The organism is Flavobacterium collinsii (assembly GCF_946903285.1).
GTDB classification, from domain to species: Bacteria; Bacteroidota; Bacteroidia; order Flavobacteriales; family Flavobacteriaceae; genus Flavobacterium; species Flavobacterium collinsii.
Map to the genome: position 1 here is coordinate 1,356,477 of NZ_OX336425.1, position 18,941 is coordinate 1,375,417.

Here is an 18,941-nt window from a genome sequence, read left to right on the forward strand (position 1 = left end):
CTTGAAACAAAAAAATTATAAGTTAGCAACAAGCCAATCTCCAACTTCACTGGTTTTGTATGCTTTAGAGCCTTTTGGAGCTAAATCTTCTGTAACAATTCCTTCTTCCAGAGATTTGTTTACAACTGCTCTAATCGCCTCGGCTTCATCTTTTAGTCCAAAAGCATCTTCAAACATCATGGCAGCAGATAAAATAGTGGCCAATGGATTTGCAATATTCAATCCTGTAGCTTGTGGATAAGATCCGTGGATTGGTTCGTATAATGAAGTGTGTTCTCCAACAGAAGCAGAAGGCATTAATCCCATCGAGCCTGAAATGACAGAAGCTTCATCGGTTAAAATATCTCCAAATAAATTCTCTGTAATTAGTACGTCATAGGAGTTTGGCCATTGAACCAGACGCATGGCAACAGCGTCTACAAATTCGTAGGATACTGTAACCTCAGGATAATCTTTTTCCATTGCCTGAACCGTTTCTCTCCATAGACGTGAAGTTTCCAAAACGTTTGCTTTGTCAACGCAGCACAATTTTTTGCTTCGGGTCATAGCCAGTTCAAAACCTTTTTTTGCTAAACGTTGCACTTCGGCTCTGGTGTAAACACAGTTGTCAAAGGCTGTATCTCCGTTGTCTGTTCTTCCTTTTTCTCCAAAGTAAATTCCGCCTGTTAACTCTCTCAGGAAAACCAGATCAGTTCCTTCGATTCTTTCTCTCTTTAAAGGAGAATTATCAATTAAAGAAGGAAAAGTAAAAGTTGGGCGTACATTGGCAAACAATCCTAGTTTTTTGCGCATTAGTAACAAACCTTGCTCCGGACGAACGGGTGCGCTTGGATCATTATCATATTTTGGGTGACCAATTGCTCCAAATAAAACAGCATCGGCTTTCATGCATATTTCGTGAGTCTCATCAGGATAGGGAATCCCCACCGCATCGATTGCGCATGCTCCTGTTAAGGCTGGTGTCCATGTTATTTCGTGATTGAATTTTTTTGCAATAGCATCAGATACTTTTACAGCTTCATTTATGACCTCAGGACCAATTCCGTCTCCTGCTAAAAGGGCTATATTAAATTTCATTATTTTTTTATATTTTGTTTTTTATTAAGGTTCATAGAGGCAAAGACTCAAAGGTTCAAAGGTGTTGGGATGAAAACTCTATTTTCTAGCCTTTGTCCCTTTGCTTCTCTGAACCCTAGTCCCTTTATATCAGGTAACTATATTCAGCATTTTTTGAGTGGCAATGATTGCTGCGACCGTTTGATCAGAATCTAGCCCTCTTGTTTTAAATTCTTTTTCGTTGTTTACCCAGGTGATAATAGTTTCGCACAAGGCATCGGAGCTACTTCCCGGAGGGATTCTTACCGCGTAGTCAATTAATTTAGGAAGTGTTAGTTTTTTGCTTTTATAAATCTTAGATAAAGCATTCATAAAAGCGTCAAACTGACCGTCTCCCTGGGCATTTTCTTCGATGATTTCATCTCCAAATTTTAAGCATAAAGTAGTGGACGGACGCATTCCTTTGGAGTGAACTAATATATAGGATTCGATCTTTATTCTTTCTTCGTAAGTATGGCTGTCCAGGACATCAGAAATAATATAAGGAAGATCTTCCTTCGTTACAGTCTCTTTTTTGTCGCCTAGTTCAATGATTCTTTGTGTAACCAGCTTCAAATCTTCCTGGTTTAGTTTTAAGCCTAGTTCCTGAAGATTTTTTTCGATATTGGCTTTTCCGGAAGTTTTTCCTAAAGCATATTTTCGTTTTCTTCCAAAGCGCTCCGGAAGTAAATCGTTAAAATATAAATTGTTTTTATTGTCTCCGTCCGCATGAATTCCGGCAGTTTGGGTGAAAACATTGTCTCCAACAATTGGCTTGTTGGCAGGGATTCTGTACCCTGTGAAAGTTTCTACCAGTTTGCTTACGGTATATAAAGAAGTTTCTTTGATGTTGATACTTACTTCGGGCAGATAGTCATTTATCACGGCTACTGTGCTTTCAAGTGGTGCATTTCCAGCGCGTTCGCCCATCCCGTTTACCGTTACGTGAAGTCCGTTGATACCGGCTTTTATGGCTTCCATTACATTGGCAACGCTTAAGTCGTAGTCGTTATGAGCGTGGAAATCAAAATGAATTTTAGGGTATCTGGCTCTGATTTTCGAAAGGAACTCGAAAGTCAAAGACGGAATTAATACGCCCAAAGTATCCGGAAGTAAAATTCGTTTGACAGGTTGAGTTGCCAGGAAATCCAGAAATTGAAAAACATATTCAGGAGAATTTCGCATGCCGTTGCTCCAATCTTCTAAATACACATTGGTTTCGATATTGTTTTCTTTTGCTAACTTGATAGTGTGCGCGATTTCAGAAAAGTGTTGTTCGGGTGTTTTCTTTAATTGATGTGTGAGGTGATTTAATGAGCCTTTAGTTAATAAATTCTGGACTTTTGCACCTGCTTTTTTCATCCATTCTATCGAAACGCCGCCATCTACAAACGATAAAACTTCAATGCGATCAATGTATCCTTTTTCGGTTGCCCAGATGGTAATGCCTTTTACGGCCTGAAATTCTCCCTCACTTACGCGTGCAGAGGCAATTTCGATTCTGTCAATATTTAATTCATCCAACAATAATTGTGCAATGGTCAGTTTTTCTGCGGCAGAAAATGATACTCCCGAGGTTTGCTCACCATCACGGAGTGTTGTATCCATTATTTCAATTTTTCTTTTTTCCATATTGATTTTCCAAATTCCTTTATACCGGTAAATTGTTGTTGTGTTGTCTTGGTTTAAGTTATAAAGACCCGACAGATTTTTAAAAAAAATCTCCCGGGCCTCAAGGGACTAGACTTGATTTTTTAATAAGGAAGTTTGTCGGCAAAAGCTACAATGTCTTCTTTGATATTTTGTAAATAATCAATGTCATCAAAACCATTGATCATATTGTTCTTTTTGTATCCGTTAATTGCAAATGATTCTTGTTGGCCTGTTGACAATAAGGTAATCGTTTGATTTGGTAAGTTGATTTCTAATTCTGTTTTAGCATCAGCTTCAATTGCTTTGAAAATGGTATCCGCAAATTCAGGACTCACCTGAACGGGTAAAACTCCAATATTCAAACAGTTTCCTTTGAAGATGTCGGCAAAGAAACTTGAAACTACAGCTCTAAATCCGTAATCGTAAACTGCCCAGGCAGCGTGCTCTCTTGAAGATCCTGAACCGAAGTTTTTTCCTCCAACAAGAATTTTTCCGCTGTAAGTTGAATCGTTTAAAACAAAATCAGTTTTTGGAGAATCGTCTCCGTTATATCTCCAGTCTCTAAACAGATTGTCTCCAAAACCTTCGCGTTTAGTGGCTTTTAGGAAGCGCGCTGGAATGATTTGGTCGGTATCTACGTTTTCAATTGGCAGCGGCACTGCACTGCTGGTAAGTATATTAAATTTATCGTATGCCATTTTGTTTTTTGCTTTAGGCTGTTTTTCTGCTTTAGGCTTTAAGCTGTATGCTTTAAGCTTTTTGCACAGTGTTTTTTTTCTTCTTTTTTCTTTAGGCAGTAAGCTATAAGCTGTGGGCCATTTTTTGAGAATCTGCTAAAAGCTTAAAGCATACAGCTTAAAGCTTACAGCATGAATTAAAATAATTCTCTCGGGTCTGTTAGTTTTCCGGTAACAGCGGCTGCGGCAGCCATAATCGGACTTGCTAATAATGTCCTTGAACCGGGACCCTGACGGCCTTCAAAATTTCGGTTAGAGGTACTTACAGCATATTTTCCGGCAGGAACCTTATCATCGTTCATGGCTAAACAAGCCGAACAACCAGGCTGACGTAATACAAAACCGGCATCCGTAAGAATGTCTAAAATACCTTCTTCTTTAATTTGAGCTTCAACAACGTGAGAACCGGGTACTAACCAGGCTGTAACATTATCTGCTTTTTTTCTTCCTTTTACAATCTCGGCGAAAGCTCTGAAGTCTTCAATACGTCCGTTTGTACAGCTTCCTAAGAAAACATAATCAATTGGTTTTCCAATCATCACATCGTCTTCCTGAAAGCCCATGTAAGCAAGGGATTTTTTATAAGTTTCCGCACCGCCTTCGACTTGGTTGGCGTTCGGAATATGTTTTGAGATACCAATTCCCATTCCCGGGTTAGTACCGTAAGTAATCATTGGTTCAATATCTGAAGCATTGATGTTCAATTCGGCGTCAAAAACAGCATCCGAATCTGTTTTTAATGTTTTCCAGTAGGAAACCGCTTTGTCCCAGGCATCTCCTTTTGGAGCATATAGTTTTCCTTCAAGGAAATCAAAAGTGGTTTGGTCAGGAGCGATCATTCCTCCTCGGGCACCCATTTCAATACTTAGGTTACAAACCGTCATACGGCCTTCCATGGTCATATTTTCGAAAACATCTCCGGCATATTCAACAAAATAACCCGTTCCACCTGAAGTAGTTAACTGAGCAATAATATAAAGTGCAACATCTTTTGGACCAACACCTTTGCTTAATTGACCATTTACGTTGATACGCATTTTCTTTGGTTTTGGCTGCATGATACATTGAGTAGAAAGTACCATTTCAACCTCAGAAGTTCCGATCCCAAAAGCAATTGCTCCAAAAGCACCGTGAGTAGAGGTGTGTGAATCTCCGCAAACAATAGTAGCACCTGGCAAAGTAATTCCGTTTTCAGGGCCTACTACGTGTACAATTCCATTTTTAATATGTCCCAATCCCCAGTGTGAAATTCCGTATTCATTGGCATTGTCTTCAAGAGCCTGAAGCTGATTGGCTGATAAAGGATCCTGAACTGGTAAATGTTGGTTTATAGTTGGTGTATTGTGGTCGGCGGTTGCAAAAGTACGCTCCGGGTATAAAACGGAAACGCCTCTGGCTTTTAATCCTAAAAAAGCAACAGGACTTGTAACTTCGTGAATGAAATGGCGGTCAATAAAAAACACATCTGGTCCATCTTCAATTTTACGCACTACATGTGAATCCCATACTTTGTCAAATAATGTCTTACTCATTTTTTATTTTTTTAATTGTAATTTCTATAACCACAGCGATCTCCTGCTTATATAATAGGAAAACAAAATTAGAAAAAGCTTCAAGGTGGTCAATTTCAATATTTCATTATATACGATACCCAAACTGAAAATACAAATTAGGATTGGCTTTAGTGCGATCGGTTTTGAATGGTAAAAGGAATAAGAAATTGGTTTTGTTTTTCTTTTTCGGATTAATTTTTAGCGAACTGCTTTGGTTCTTAATAGTTGATGGAATCCTCTATAAATCACTATGAAATATGATGTTTTCATTTTAAAAATGTAACAAAATCAATAAAAACGGCAGTAATTGTTGGTTTTTGATTCTTTTTTAAGTTTTCGGAATATCAAATACAGGCACTTTTTGAGGACGCTTAGATGCATTTAACAGCTTTGTTCGATTGTATTTTTTTAATGGAAATAATACGACATCCAAGAGTTGTATTTTTTTCTTTTTTAGAATGAAATTAAATGAAAAGGAGTGGGATTGTTTAGGAACAAATTAATAGGTAATGACGGGTATCTGACATTTGCTTTTAAAAGCAAGCGCTAATTTTGAACATTCTAATTTTTAAAAATAACATTATGAATTTAAATGAATTTGCGTACAAGCTGGGAGTTTTAGGAACTGTAATCATTTTGCTATGGGTTGGGCTTTTTAAGTTCACAGCAGTTGAAGCCGGAGCGATAAAAGAATTGGTTGAAAATCATTTTGCCATGGGCTGGATGTACAAAGTAATGTCGGTTCAGCAGGTTTCAAACCTTATCGGAATTTTCGAAGTACTGACCGGGATTGGTTTACTGGCCTCTTTGTTTGTAAGAAGAATTGGTTTTTATGCCGGTTTTGCTTCAGCGATTATATTTGTAACGACACTGAGTTTTTTAGTGACCACTCCGGGAGTTTTTAAAATGGTGGAAGGTTTTCCGGTAACTGATTTTTTTATTCTGAAAGACATTCCGTATTTAGCTATTTCGCTGATGGTTTTTGTAAATGGGAAAGAATAAAAAATATTGAGAGGTGTTGATAAAATCCTGCGCTCTTTCTCTAAAAAAAAGACTAAATTTGAACTTCCTCAATTTTGTATCTCAAGTTTTTTTATAGTTCATAAAATCAACGATTTATGCGATGCGAAACTTGGAATTTGGAATTTTAAATTTGTCTTTTTATACCTATGTACTTAATATTCGATACCGAAACTACTGGATTACCAAAACGTTGGGATGCTCCAATAACTGATTCTGATAACTGGCCCCGCTGTATTCAGATCGCATGGCAGCTGCATGACGAAATGGGGCAGCTTATAGAACATCAGGATTACCTGGTGAAGCCTGACGGATTTAATATTCCGTATGATGCAGAACGTATTCACGGAATTTCGACAGAGCTGGCAGATGCCGATGGAATCACTCTGGCAGAAGTTTTGGAGAAATTCAATATTGCTTTAAGTAAAACCAAATTTATTGTAGGTCAGAATTTAGGTTTTGACGTCAATATTATGGGAGCCGAATTTCATAGAATGGGAGTGGATTCTCCTATGAGTTCAATGCCGGTTTTGGATACTTGTACAGAAGTTACCGCTTCATTATTAAAACTTCCGGGAGGACGTGGAGGAAGATTCAAATTGCCAACGTTAACAGAATTACATGAATATCTTTTTAATAAACCTTTCGCAGAAGCGCACAACGCAACTGCCGACGTTGAGGCAACTACGCGTTGTTTTCTGGAATTAATAAGAAGAGAAGTTTTTACTAAAGAAGAACTGGATGTTCCGAAGGATTATTTTAAGGAATTTCAAAGCAGAAATCCTCAGGAGTTTCCGTTAATCGGTTTAAAACATATTAACCTAAAAAAAGCTTCTGATAAAATCAGAGAGCAATTAAAGGCTTTAGAATCTGTTGGACAAGAACCTACCGTTTCGCATTCTGACAGAGAAGATTTTAAAGAGGCAAAATATGCACATTTACACAATCATACTCAATTTTCGGTTCTACAATCTACTATAGGTATTGGGAATATTGTTTCGGCTACAGCCAAAAACGGAATGCCTGCCGTTGCGATGACGGATACTGGAAACATGATGGGGGCTTTTCACTTTGTGAGCGCCGTTATGAACCACAATAAAGGGGCATCAGCCAAAAATAAAGCTTTGGTGGAAGCAGGAGAGGAACCAACGGAAACAGAGATAAAGCCAATAGTAGGTTGCGAATTTAATGTTTGTGAGAATCACTTAGATAAAAGTAAAAAAGACAACGGAAACCAGATCGTATTATTAGCCAAAAATAAAAATGGTTACCACAATCTGGCAAAAATGTCGTCGATCGCTTTTACAAACGGATTTTATTATGTTCCGAGGATTGATCGAAAAATTGTCGAGAAATACAAAGAAGATATCATGGTTTTGTCCGGGAATTTATATGGAGAGATTCCAAGTAAAATTCTGAACGTTGGTGAGAATCAGGCTGAAGAAGCTCTGATCTGGTGGAAAGAGCAATTTGGAGATGATTTTTATCTGGAAGTCATGCGCCATAATCAGGAAGATGAAAATCGTGTAAACAAAACACTGATTGAATTTTCTAAAAAGCATGATGTTAAATTAATTGCCACCAATAATACTTACTATTTAAATAAAGAAGATGCCAATGCCCACGACATTTTGTTGTGTGTAAAAGACGGTGAAAAACAAGCAACGCCAATTGGACGTGGTCGAGGATATCGTTACGGATTACCAAATCAGGAGTATTACTATAAGTCGGGAGAAGAGATGAAAAAGCTCTTTGCCGATTTGCCGGATGCGATCATTAACATTCAGGAAATCATTGATAAAGTTGAAGGATATTCGCTTTATCGCGATGTATTGCTTCCTAAATTTGATATTCCGGAAGAGTTTGTGGTTGCCGAAGATGAAGCTGATGGAGGTGTTAGGGGAGAGAATAAATATTTGCGCCATCTTACTATGGTGGGGGCAAAAAAGCGATACGGCGAAATTACAGAGTCGATTCAGGAACGTTTGGATTTTGAGCTCCTGACCATTTCGAACTCCGGATATCCGGGTTACTTTTTGATCGTTCAGGATTTTATCGCCGAAGCCAGAAATATGGATGTTTCGGTTGGTCCCGGTCGTGGATCTGCTGCCGGTTCTGCGGTGGCGTATTGTTTAGGAATTACCAATATCGACCCTATCAAGTACGATTTGCTTTTTGAGCGTTTCTTAAATCCGGATCGTGTATCGATGCCCGATATTGATATCGATTTTGATGACGAGGGCCGTGGTCGTGTTATGGAGTACGTAATTAATAAATATGGTCAGAATCAGGTAGCGCAAATTATTACCTATGGTAAAATGGCGACCAAATCTGCTATTCGTGATACGGCTCGTGTACTGGATTTACCATTGTTTGAGGCAGATAGAATTGCAAAACTGATTCCGGCAATGATGCCATCAAAGTGGAATTTAGCACGTTTTATTTCGGAGAGTGAAGATGAGGTTAAAAAAGCACTTCGTTCCGATGAATATGATAATGTAAAAGAATTGATTGCTATTGCCAATGAAGATGATTTGGCAGGAGAAACCATTCAACAAGCAAAAATCCTTGAAGGATCGATGCGAAATACCGGAATTCATGCCTGTGGGGTAATTATTACGCCATCGGACATTACGAATTTCGTTCCCGTTACCACAGCAAAAGATTCTGATTTGTACGTGACCCAGTTTGATAACTCGGTTGCAGAAAGTGCAGGATTGCTGAAAATGGACTTCTTGGGTCTGAAGACCCTTACTCTGATAAAAGACACCGTTAAACTGGTGAAATATAGAAACGGAATTGATCTGGACCCCGATACATTCCCGATTGATGATGTTGAGACTTATGCACTTTTCCAAAGAGGAGAAACGGTTGGAATCTTCCAGTATGAGTCACCCGGAATGCAGAAGTATATGAAGGATCTGAAACCTACGGTTTTTGGAGATTTAATTGCAATGAATGCCTTGTATCGTCCGGGACCTTTGGAATATATTCCGTCTTTCGTTCGAAGAAAAAATGGAGAAGAGGAAATTAAATACGATTTAGATGCCTGTGAAGAATATTTAGGAGAAACCTACGGAATTACGGTTTATCAAGAGCAGGTAATGCTTTTGTCGCAATCGCTGGCTGACTTTACAAAAGGTGAGGCCGACGTTTTGCGTAAGGCGATGGGTAAGAAACAAAAGGACGTACTGGACAAGATGAAGCCTAAATTTGTGGAGCAGGCAGCAAAAAAGGGTCATGATGCAAAAGTTTTGGAGAAAATTTGGAAAGACTGGGAAGCCTTTGCGAGTTACGCCTTCAACAAATCGCACTCGACTTGTTATGCCTGGATTGCTTATCAGACAGCTTACTTAAAGGCACATTATCCGGCAGAATATATGGCGGCGGTTCTTTCCAATAACATGAACGATATTAAACAAGTATCGTTTTTTATGGAAGAATGTAAACGAATGGGATTACAGGTTTTAGGACCGGATGTAAACGAATCCTATTATAAATTTACCGTAAATGATGAATATGCGGTTCGTTTTGGAATGGGAGCGATTAAAGGAGTGGGTTCCGGAGCAGTTGCAACTATTGTAGAAAACAGAAAGGACGGAAGATACAAATCGATTTTTGACTTGGCTAAGCGTATTGATTTGCGTGCTGCCAATAAAAAAGCAATTGAAAACCTGGCTTTGGCCGGTGGTTTTGATTCATTTGAAGGAACAACAAGAGCACAGTATTTTCATGATGATGGCGACGGAATTACGTTTTATGAAAAAGCAATGCGTTACGGATCGAAATTTCAGGAAAACGAAAACTCGTCACAGGTAAGTTTATTTGGGGAAGCGAGTGAAGTGCAGATTGCCGAACCTGTTGTGCCTCCATGTGAAGACTGGAGTACCATGGAAAAACTGGCAAAGGAAAAAGAAGTAGTCGGAATCTATATTTCAGGACATCCGTTGGACGATTTTAGATTCGAGATGAAATACTTCTGTAACTCTCGATTAGAATCCCTGAAAAGTATGAATGAATATGTGGGTAAAAATTTAAATTTTGCCGGAATCATAAATAATGTTCAGCATCGTGTGGCTAAAAACGGAAAGGGCTGGGCTGTATTTAATTTAGAAGGTTATGATGAAAGTTATGAGTTCAAGATCTTTGGTGAAGAGTATTTAAAATTCCGCCATTTCCTAATTCAGAATAATTTTGCTTTCATCAAAATATTGATAAAAGATGGATGGGTGAATCATGATACGGGTAAAAAATCTGATCCAAGAATGCAATTTGTTGAAATAAGACAATTGCAGGATATTCTGGAAGCTTTTGCTAAAAAATTGATTTTGCTATTAAACATAAAAGACTTGGGGACCGAATTTATTCATCAATTAAGTCATTTGTTTAGTGAGAATAAAGGCGATAATTCAGTGACTTTTGAGATCATGGAATTAGAAAAAGTAAAGAGATTGGTTGAGGTAGAAACGCCAACAGATTTTGAGGAAACTGATGATGCCGTTTTTGTGGATGAAAATGATCGGGAAGATGATGGAATTGAAGAAACAAAGATTCAGGAAGTAAATGAGGTCGAGGAAATTAAGGTTGTGACCAAATTAACGATGCCAAGTCGCAGGCTAAAAGTCAAAATCTCAACGGAGTTATTGATAGAATTGGAAAAAATGCAGGTAAATTTTAAGCTAAACTAAATTTTAACAGTTAAAATTTAAAAGAATGCATTTTTTTTAAGTTAAAATTATGCATGCATAATAGTTTTTTAGTAATATTGCCTAAAATTACAACGATTTCGTTCCAAGTCTAACATCGCAAACCAGAAGATTATGTTAAAATAATCTATGTTTGTAAAAATTAATTAAATCAAAATTATGAAAAAGAACCTATTTTTATTAGGATTATTAATTTGCTCTATGGCCACAATGGCGCAAACAGAAAAAGCAGATAAACCAGAAAGTTGGTATTTTAAATTAGGAGCATCTTATTTTAATCAAACTGCTTCTACAGAATTTCCTGTTGTTGGAGGTCAATTGCCAAACAGAGATGTTTATGCAGGTACTTTAGCAAATAATAAATTAGCATCTAGAGAAAGTGTTACAGGGTCTTTTGGACAAGGTTTTAGAAGTGGAATTACTGCAGGTTATAGATTTTCAGCACGTTTAGGAGTTGAAATGTCAGCGAACTATTATGTAAGTAATGAAAAAACGATGTCACAAACAACAAACAGACTTATTTCATATAATCCAGCTACGAGCCCAGCAGCTACTTATGTAAGTTTTACAGCAAATGGAGAAATTAAAGCTTTTGACTTAGCTCCGGCAATTGTAATGTTCTTAGGAGAATCTCATGGTTTTGAACCATATACTAAAGTTGGAGTTATTGTTCCGGTTCATGGTACATTAGATATTAAAACGGATAGACAATATTCGACGTTTGTAGGAGCTAATCAAGTTGCTTCAACAAATGCTTTTTCAAAAGATGTGGTTAAGCCAAATCCGACACTTGGATTTATGGCATCTTTAGGAACTTCTTATAAATTAGGAAAACATATTTCTGCTTTCGCAGAATTAGAATACCGTAACTTTACTGTGCACGGAAAAACTAAAGAAACTACAATATATACTGAAAATGGTGTAGATAAATTAAATGAAACAACTGCTTTCAGAACGGCTTCATACTCTGCAATTCATACTAAATATGTAGATCATTTAGATGGAAGCTCTAATAATAAAGAATATAATCCAGCAGGATACGATTCTACTAAACCAATGAATGAATTAAGTTCTTACGTTGGAATTTCAGGTTTAGGATTGACTTTAGGTCTTAAATACAGCCTATAATTTTATAGTAGTTTTTTAGTTTTTAGAAAAAAGAGGATATTCATAACGGATATCCTCTTTTTTTGTACAATCCTTTCATCTGGATTTTTTAAGCGAAACCGAATCTTTTTTTTCAGGAGCTAATCCCGCTATCCGTTCCAATCTTTTGTGGCGAACCCCGTCACAAAAGGATTTCCACTCCTATCGGGGCTAGGACATTCATTTTCATAAGAATGTTTTCATTTAATTTGTCATTTCGACCGAAGGGAGACTCGAGCGATAGCGAACAGGCGAAGCAAATCACACTAGTAGTTCGACAAAGATTGGAGACTGCATATGAGCAGTTTTTTGTGCGATTTAATTCGTCTATTCGCTATCGCTCGAGTCTCCCTTTTATCGAAATTAAAAACGAAACAAAAGAGTAAGGGATAAAAACAAAAAAAAGCCACTTTCTATAGTGGCTTTGCAATTTTTTTAATCATTCACATCCAGATAAGGATTTAAAATTTCGGCTAATTGATTGAGCCAGTAAAATCCATTTTGGAGGTTGGTCCTCTCGGATTGTAGGGATTCGTGTTCCTGCATTACGCTTAAGGCAAGTGCATAGTTTACCTGACGAATGGTTTTGGCCATTGTTTCAGGATCGATCGAATTGCTGAAAAAATCAGCTAACCTCAATTCGGTTTCTTTGTTGAAGGTGTTTGTACTCATAATCTCGAAATTTAGGAAATAAATAACCCGCATGGGTTAGCTGTCCTACGCCTTCGAGAACGCGTTGCAGTTGTTTCCAATACCGCCAGCATACCATGCGGGCAAAAAGTTTTGTTGTATTCATATTCTCGATGTTTAGGACTGCGAAGATATGAAAATCAGAAAAACTGGGAGTAATTTTCTTAGTTTTTATAGAAAAAGAGGATATTCGAAATGAATATCCTCTTTTTTTGCTTCCTGTCATTTCGACTGAAAGGAGAAATCGCACAAACAATTCCGCAAAGAAACTCCGTACAGAAAGTCGCCAATCTTTGACGAGCTACTAATGTGATTTCTCCTTTCAGTCGAAATGACAATATTGAGGTCAAGACTAATGATCGCAGGAAAAAATTTGCTAGATCTGCAGGATCTGCGTGAAATAAAATGGGCTTGCTCTTTATCTAGAGTTTCTAAATTCCTCCAAAACTTCATCAATAACCCATGTGGTTCTTGCGGCTGTTGTTCCTTTTGATGGTGAGAAATCGTCTTTGCCTAAAATTTCTGCTACCACGGTTTCAACAAGTGGTAATTGAATGTGAAGCGGATTTTCGATCGTAATACTTTCTTTTTCACCATTTGCATACTGAATATGAATTGGGTCATTCCCAAAAGTAGAGAACGAAATTTTGCCTTTATCGCCTACAATATCGGTATTATCGTAACGCTCAAAACTGGCAAAATTCCATAAACCGGTTCCATGAATTCCGTTCTCGAACAAAAATGACATAGAAACCGAATCTTCTGCCGGATAGGCTTTCAGCTGTGAGCTAGCGTGTCCGCGAACTGATTTTATAGGGCCAAACACGAAATCAAGAAAATCTAAGGTATGACAAGCCAAATCGACAAATATTCCACCACCGGAAATGTGTGGTAAAACCGTCCAGGGCAAGTTGATTTCGTCGTCGTAACGCTTCTCAAATGGATGGTATAAAACACAATTTACATGCCTGACAGTTCCTATTTTACCTTGTTCTATAAGTTCTTTTATCTTCAGGAATCTTGGAAGGCACCTTCTATAATAGGCAACAAACAATGGTACATCATGTTCTTTGCAAACACGAATCATTTCGTTGCATTCTTCAAAATTTAAAGCCATTGGTTTTTCTACGTAGACAGGTTTCCCAGCTTTGGCACATAAAATAGTGTATTCTTTATGGGAAGATGGGGGTGTAGCAATATAAACGGCATCAACTTCAGGATCGTTAATTAGATCGATGGCGTTGGAGTACCATTTAGGAACATTATGGCGTTTGGCATAATCTTCAGCCAGAGCAGCATCTCTGCGCATAACAGCAACTAAAGCTGAATTTGAAGCTTTCTGAAAAGCAGGACCACTTTTAACTTCAGTTACATTACCGCAGCCTATTATTCCCCATTTTACAATTTTCATGTTTTAGATTTTATTTTTTCAAATTTAAAAAGTTTGCCACGAATTACACTAATTTTTACTAATTCTTTGTGGTTAGAATATTTGTTATGAATTATTTTTCACGCAGATTTAAAAGGATTTGAGCAGATGTTTAAAGATCTTTTTAATTCAATTCACTTAGGTTTGCCTAAATGTGCGGACATGAGCAACAGCGAATAGACGAAGCGATCTGCATGAAACAATCAAACAGATGAAGAAAAGAAATTCGTGAAAATTCGTGAAATTCGTGGCTAAAAAAACAAAGCCACGAACTCACAAAATAATTCGTGAATTCGTGGCTAAAAAACTTAGCTTAAAGTATTACTTTTTAGGTAAAGCTTTAAAACCCATATTATAAAGTGTAAACGCTTGGATGTCTACGTTTTCCTGAATACTTGCGGCAACAGATTTACCTGCTCCATGACCTGCTTTTACATCAATACGAATTAAAACAGGGGTGTTTCCAGTTTGTTTCTCTTGCAATTCGGCAGCAAATTTAAAACTGTGCGCAGGAACTACACGGTCATCGTGATCACCTGTTGTTACCATAGTTGCAGGGTACTGAACACCTTTTTTTACGTTTTGTACCGGAGAGTATCCTTTAAGGTACTCAAACATTTCTTTATTGTCCTGAGAAGTTCCGTAATCGTAAGCCCAACCAGCACCAGCAGTAAAGGTATGGTAACGTAGCATATCCATTACACCAACAGCCGGTAAAGCAACTTTCATCAAATCAGGACGCTGTGTCATGGTTGCTCCAACTAGCAGACCTCCGTTAGAAGCTCCGCGAATGGCAAGGAAATCAGAAGAAGTATATTTTTGTGCAATCAAATATTCGCCTGCAGCAATAAAATCGTCAAACACATTTTGCTTTTGCAATTTAGTTCCGGCATCGTGCCATTTTTTACCATATTCACCGCCACCTCTTAGATTGGCAACAGCATAAACCCCGCCGTTTTCTAACCAAACGGCATTTGCAACACTGAAACTTGGAGTTAAACTAACGTTGAATCCTCCGTATCCATAAAGCATTGTTGGGTTTTTACCGTCTAATTTTAATCCTTTTTTATACGTGATAATCATCGGGATTTTTGTACCGTCTTTTGAAGTGTAGAATACTTGTTTTGATTCGTAATCCTCGCTTTTAAAATCAACTTTCGGTTTTTCATATACTTCAGACTTCCCGGATTTTGGTTCGAAAGAATAAATTGTTCCCGGAGTTGTGTAATTTGTAAAGCTATAGTATAAAGTTTTCTCTTCTTTTTTTCCTCCAAATCCGCCTGCAGTTCCTACTGCCGGAAGTTTGATTTCGCGGATTAATTTTCCATTGTAATCGTACTGTTGTACAAACGAAACAGCATCTTTGGTATAATTCGCAAAGAAGAATCCTCCACCGGTTGAAGGAGACAGGATGTCCTTAGTTTCTTTGATGAAATCTTTCCAGTTTTCAGGTTTTGGATTGCTTACATCAACCGTAACCACACGTGTGTTTGGTGCTTTTAAGTCTGTTTCGATAAACAATTTAGTTCCTTCATTCTCGATAATCTGATTATTGCTGTTAAAATTGTCTACAATAGTTACAATCGGACTATTCACTTTCGTAAGGTCTTTAATGAATAACTCATTTCCGTAAGTAGAATTGGCAGCAGAAATCACCAGGTATTTGTCATCTTCGGTAACATAGCCACCTATATACCTGCGTTTCTGATCGGCTCCATAGATAACTTTGTCTTCTTTTTGAGAAGTTCCAAGTTTGTGGAAATACAATTTATGCTGATCGGTTTTTGCGGATAATTCGCTTCCTTTTGGTTTGTCGTAACTGGAGTAGTAGAATCCAGTGTTGCCATGCCATGAAACACCGCTAAATTTTACATCAACCAAAGTATCTTCTAAAACCTTTTTAGAGATAGCATCGATAATGATTACTTTTCTCCAGTCGCTTCCTCCTTCAGAAATAGCGTAAGCAGCTTTTGAGCCGTCTTTAGAGAAATTTAATCCACCAAGAGAAGTTGTTCCGTCTTTAGAAAAAGTATTTGGATCTAAGAAAACCTCTTCTTTGCCGTCCTTACCTTTTCTATATACTACAGATTGATTCTGAAGTCCGTTATTTTTAGAATAATACGTAAATTTTCCTTCTACAAATGGAGCACTGATTTTCTCGTAGTTCCATAATTTTTCCATGCGTTTCTTAAGTTCATCGCGGAATGGAATTTTATCTAAATAACCATAAGTTACCTCGTTTTGAGCTTTCACCCAGGCTGCTGTTTCAGCTGATTTGTCATCTTCAAGCCAACGATACGGATCGCTTACTTTAGTGTCAAAATACACATCAACAGTTTCACCTTTTTTAGTTTCGGGATACTGAATTTTGCTTTGCCCGAACGAAATTCCTGCAGTTGTGATTGCCATTAGAAGAAATGTTTTTTTCATAATTTGTGTTTAACAGTTATAGCAAAAATAAAGTTTTTTGTGAGATGAGTAAGTATTTAACCGCAAAGCACGCAAAGATTTTTTCTAATTGGAGTTATTAGAAAACGCAAAGTTCGCAAAGCTTTGCGAACTTTGCGTTTTGATAAACTTTGCTATGTATAAAAAGCTTTGCGTGCTTTGCGGTTAAACTAAAAATTATAAGTTGAAGTTAACTCCAAGAACAATATTTCGTCCTATGTTTGGTATGCCGTCCGTTTTTAATCTTGACAGGTGAGCAATATACTTTTTATCCAATAAATTGTTTCCGTTTAAGTTAACATCAAAAGCATGTTTACCCAGTTTTACTGTTCCACCAAAACCTAAATTCACTAAAGTATATCCTTTTGAAGCAGTTTCAAAACCACTTACATTATTTTGGCTAAAAGTAGAAGAAACATTTAGAGAAGCATAACCTTCCTCAAACCAATTTTTGATTTTGAACTCAGTTCGTAAAGTATTATTCCAGTTATTAGCTGGAATTAAAGGCAGGTAATCATTGTTTTGTTTTTTACCGGTTACCGTTTCAAAACTGGTTTCAAAATGCAGCCAGTCCAGCGGATGAGGGTGAAAGTGTAAACCTGCTTCACCTCCGTATAATTTGGCGTCATTTTGAATATAAGCAAAAACATCGTTGTTATCACGTACTTCGCCTGTTGGTGAAGTATAAATGTAGTTGTTCACATGATTGTAGAATCCGTTGATGAAAAACTCAAAGTGTGTATTTTTATATTCTAAGTTTAAATCAGTTTGAACGTTTTGCTCGTTTTTTAAAGCAGCATTTCCAACTTCATAACGGTTTGTTCCTTCGTGAACCCCGTTTGAAGTAAGCTCGGCTAAGTTTGGCGCTCTGAAACCTGTTGCTACATTCAATCGAAGTGTTAGCGGTTCTGCAAGTTTGGTTTTATATCCCAAAGAAGCATTAAAGCTATCAAAGGAACGGTCTAAAGGCAGAAAATAACCTTCTTCACCTTCGGTACCGTGAGCTTCAGAAGTTACTTTTCGATTGTCAAAACGTAATCCGGCTTGTAAAACATTATTATTCCATTCGTAATTTGCAGTTCCAAAAGCACCAAAGTCATTTGTAGTTGCATTCGGAATTAAATATTCTTCCCCAGAATTTTTATTAGTCTGATGCATTCCCTGAACTCCAACAATCGTTTCAATTTTACCGAATTTTGGGAAATGATATTTGGCATTGTAATTAAAAGTATTCAGTTTCATATGAAGTGCAGCAACATTACTGTCTTCAAATTCGCTTCTGTCATTGGCAATGTAGCCTAAATCGACATCCAGTTTAGAGTTTTGAAAAAAGATCACATTGTTCAAACTCAATAAATGATTGAAGATTCCTTGTCTTGGGAACATCGTATTTTTGCTTGACGATTGTTCAGCGATTCCTTCTTCGGGAATACCAATGTCGAGCTTGTTGTAATTGTAACGCAAAACACTTGAGAAACTAGAGTTGCTGTATCCAACTCCGGTTTTAAAATCGGTTTCATTATAGCGGGAATTTGTAACGCGGTCGCCATCGGCAATTTTGTAATCAGAGTGTGTGTTGAAACTTCCTCTGGCTAAGAATTTCCAGTTGTCTGTTGAAGTTTTTAAGCCAATAGAAGAGTTACTTCCCTGTGTATTGGTGAAATATTTTTGACTGAAATTAGCTTTAAACGTATTTGCATCAGCAAATTTTTCAGGATTAAAATATAAGACCCCACCTAAAGCATCAGAGCCATACAATAAAGAGGCAGGTCCTTTGATTACTTCAACACTTTCTATACCGGCATCATTAAGGCCTAGTCCGTGTTCGTCTCCAAATTGTTGGTTTTCGATACGAACTCCCTGAGAATATACTAAAACGCGATTTCCGCTTAAACCTCTAATTACCGGTTTCCCAATCGAAGTTCCGGTAGAAATTTGAGAAACCCCAGGAATAGTTGCCAAACCTTCAATTAAAGTTGAAGTTCCTTTTTGCTGTAATGTTTTAATGCTTTCGTGTTCCACTTTCATTACGTTTTGCGATTGCAATTTATTGAAAGGCGTTGAAACCACCACTTCATCCATTTCAAAAACAGATTCGGTAAGTGTGATATCTAAGGTGTTTTGTTTTAGTAATCTAGTAATTGTTTTGCTTTGTGTTGTATAACTGATAAGCGTAAAAGAAAGTCGGAAACTCCCGTTAGGAAGATTCTTAAAATCATATTTTCCGTTTTCGTCTGTTGTCGTTCCTTTGTGTAGTTCAGCTGCATAAACAGATACGCCGGCTAAGGGTTTGTTCTGAAGATCAATTACAGTTCCCGATACCGAATTTTGAGCAGAAAGAATGCCCGTAAACCCTAAAATAAGGGCTAATATTAGTTTTTTCATTTGAAAATGATGCTATAGTTAATTGAATTTGCCTCTCAATCAGAAACTAAAATGAATTGTAAAACTTGCCGATCCTGAA

General features: G+C 37.4%; 11 protein-coding genes. 3 read left to right on the top strand and 8 right to left on the bottom strand.

The window, feature by feature from the left end:
- Positions 1 to 15 precede the first annotated feature (15 nt).
- From leuB to leuC, 4 genes are all read right to left on the bottom strand, one after another.
- The gene (gene leuB, locus OGZ34_RS06080; protein WP_263362446.1) at positions 16 to 1,077 is read right to left on the bottom strand and encodes a 3-isopropylmalate dehydrogenase; all 1,062 of its coding nucleotides are present in this window, start codon (positions 1,075 to 1,077) and stop codon (positions 16 to 18) included.
- Positions 1,078 to 1,206: 129 nt separating this feature from the next.
- Positions 1,207 to 2,727, bottom strand: a complete 1,521-nt coding sequence (locus OGZ34_RS06085; RefSeq protein ID WP_263362448.1) for an alpha-isopropylmalate synthase regulatory domain-containing protein — start codon at positions 2,725 to 2,727, stop codon at positions 1,207 to 1,209.
- A gap of 122 nt (positions 2,728 to 2,849) precedes the next feature.
- Positions 2,850 to 3,446 (bottom strand): 3-isopropylmalate dehydratase small subunit, encoded by a 597-nt coding sequence (leuD, locus tag OGZ34_RS06090; protein WP_173964856.1) that lies wholly within the window; start codon positions 3,444 to 3,446, stop codon positions 2,850 to 2,852.
- A gap of 176 nt (positions 3,447 to 3,622) precedes the next feature.
- The gene (gene leuC, locus OGZ34_RS06095; protein WP_263362450.1) at positions 3,623 to 5,017 is read right to left on the bottom strand and encodes a 3-isopropylmalate dehydratase large subunit; all 1,395 of its coding nucleotides are present in this window, start codon (positions 5,015 to 5,017) and stop codon (positions 3,623 to 3,625) included.
- A gap of 603 nt (positions 5,018 to 5,620) precedes the next feature.
- Between leuC and OGZ34_RS06100 the strand changes: the two genes are divergently transcribed.
- The 3 genes from OGZ34_RS06100 (at position 5,621) to OGZ34_RS06110 (ending at position 11,892) form a co-directional block, all read left to right on the top strand.
- Positions 5,621 to 6,040 carry a YkgB family protein gene (locus OGZ34_RS06100; RefSeq protein WP_263362452.1) on the top strand — a complete coding sequence of 140 codons (420 nt, stop codon included), beginning with the start codon at positions 5,621 to 5,623 and terminating at the stop codon, positions 6,038 to 6,040.
- 167 nt (positions 6,041 to 6,207) lie between these two features.
- Positions 6,208 to 10,746 carry a DNA polymerase III subunit alpha gene (gene dnaE, locus OGZ34_RS06105; protein ID WP_263362453.1) on the top strand — a complete coding sequence of 1,513 codons (4,539 nt, stop codon included), beginning with the start codon at positions 6,208 to 6,210 and terminating at the stop codon, positions 10,744 to 10,746.
- 177 nt (positions 10,747 to 10,923) lie between these two features.
- On the top strand, positions 10,924 to 11,892 hold the full coding sequence (locus OGZ34_RS06110) for an outer membrane beta-barrel protein (RefSeq protein WP_263362454.1): 969 nt from the start codon (positions 10,924 to 10,926) through the stop codon (positions 11,890 to 11,892).
- A 453-nt stretch (positions 11,893 to 12,345) separates the two neighbouring features.
- On the opposite strand, the gene OGZ34_RS06115 is transcribed toward OGZ34_RS06110, so the two are convergent.
- The 4 genes from OGZ34_RS06115 to OGZ34_RS06130 all read right to left on the bottom strand — a co-directional run bounded on the left by OGZ34_RS06115 (position 12,346) and on the right by OGZ34_RS06130 (position 18,862).
- Positions 12,346 to 12,582 (bottom strand): hypothetical protein, encoded by a 237-nt coding sequence (locus OGZ34_RS06115; protein WP_173964851.1) that lies wholly within the window; start codon positions 12,580 to 12,582, stop codon positions 12,346 to 12,348.
- 436 nt (positions 12,583 to 13,018) lie between these two features.
- On the bottom strand, positions 13,019 to 14,011 hold the full coding sequence (locus tag OGZ34_RS06120) for a Gfo/Idh/MocA family protein (protein ID WP_263362455.1): 993 nt from the start codon (positions 14,009 to 14,011) through the stop codon (positions 13,019 to 13,021).
- Positions 14,012 to 14,350: 339 nt separating this feature from the next.
- Positions 14,351 to 16,459 carry a prolyl oligopeptidase family serine peptidase gene (locus tag OGZ34_RS06125; protein ID WP_263362456.1) on the bottom strand — a complete coding sequence of 703 codons (2,109 nt, stop codon included), beginning with the start codon at positions 16,457 to 16,459 and terminating at the stop codon, positions 14,351 to 14,353.
- 195 nt (positions 16,460 to 16,654) lie between these two features.
- Entirely contained in the window at positions 16,655 to 18,862 is a 2,208-nt protein-coding gene (locus OGZ34_RS06130) for a TonB-dependent receptor (protein WP_263362457.1), read from the bottom strand.
- Positions 18,863 to 18,941 lie beyond the last annotated feature (79 nt).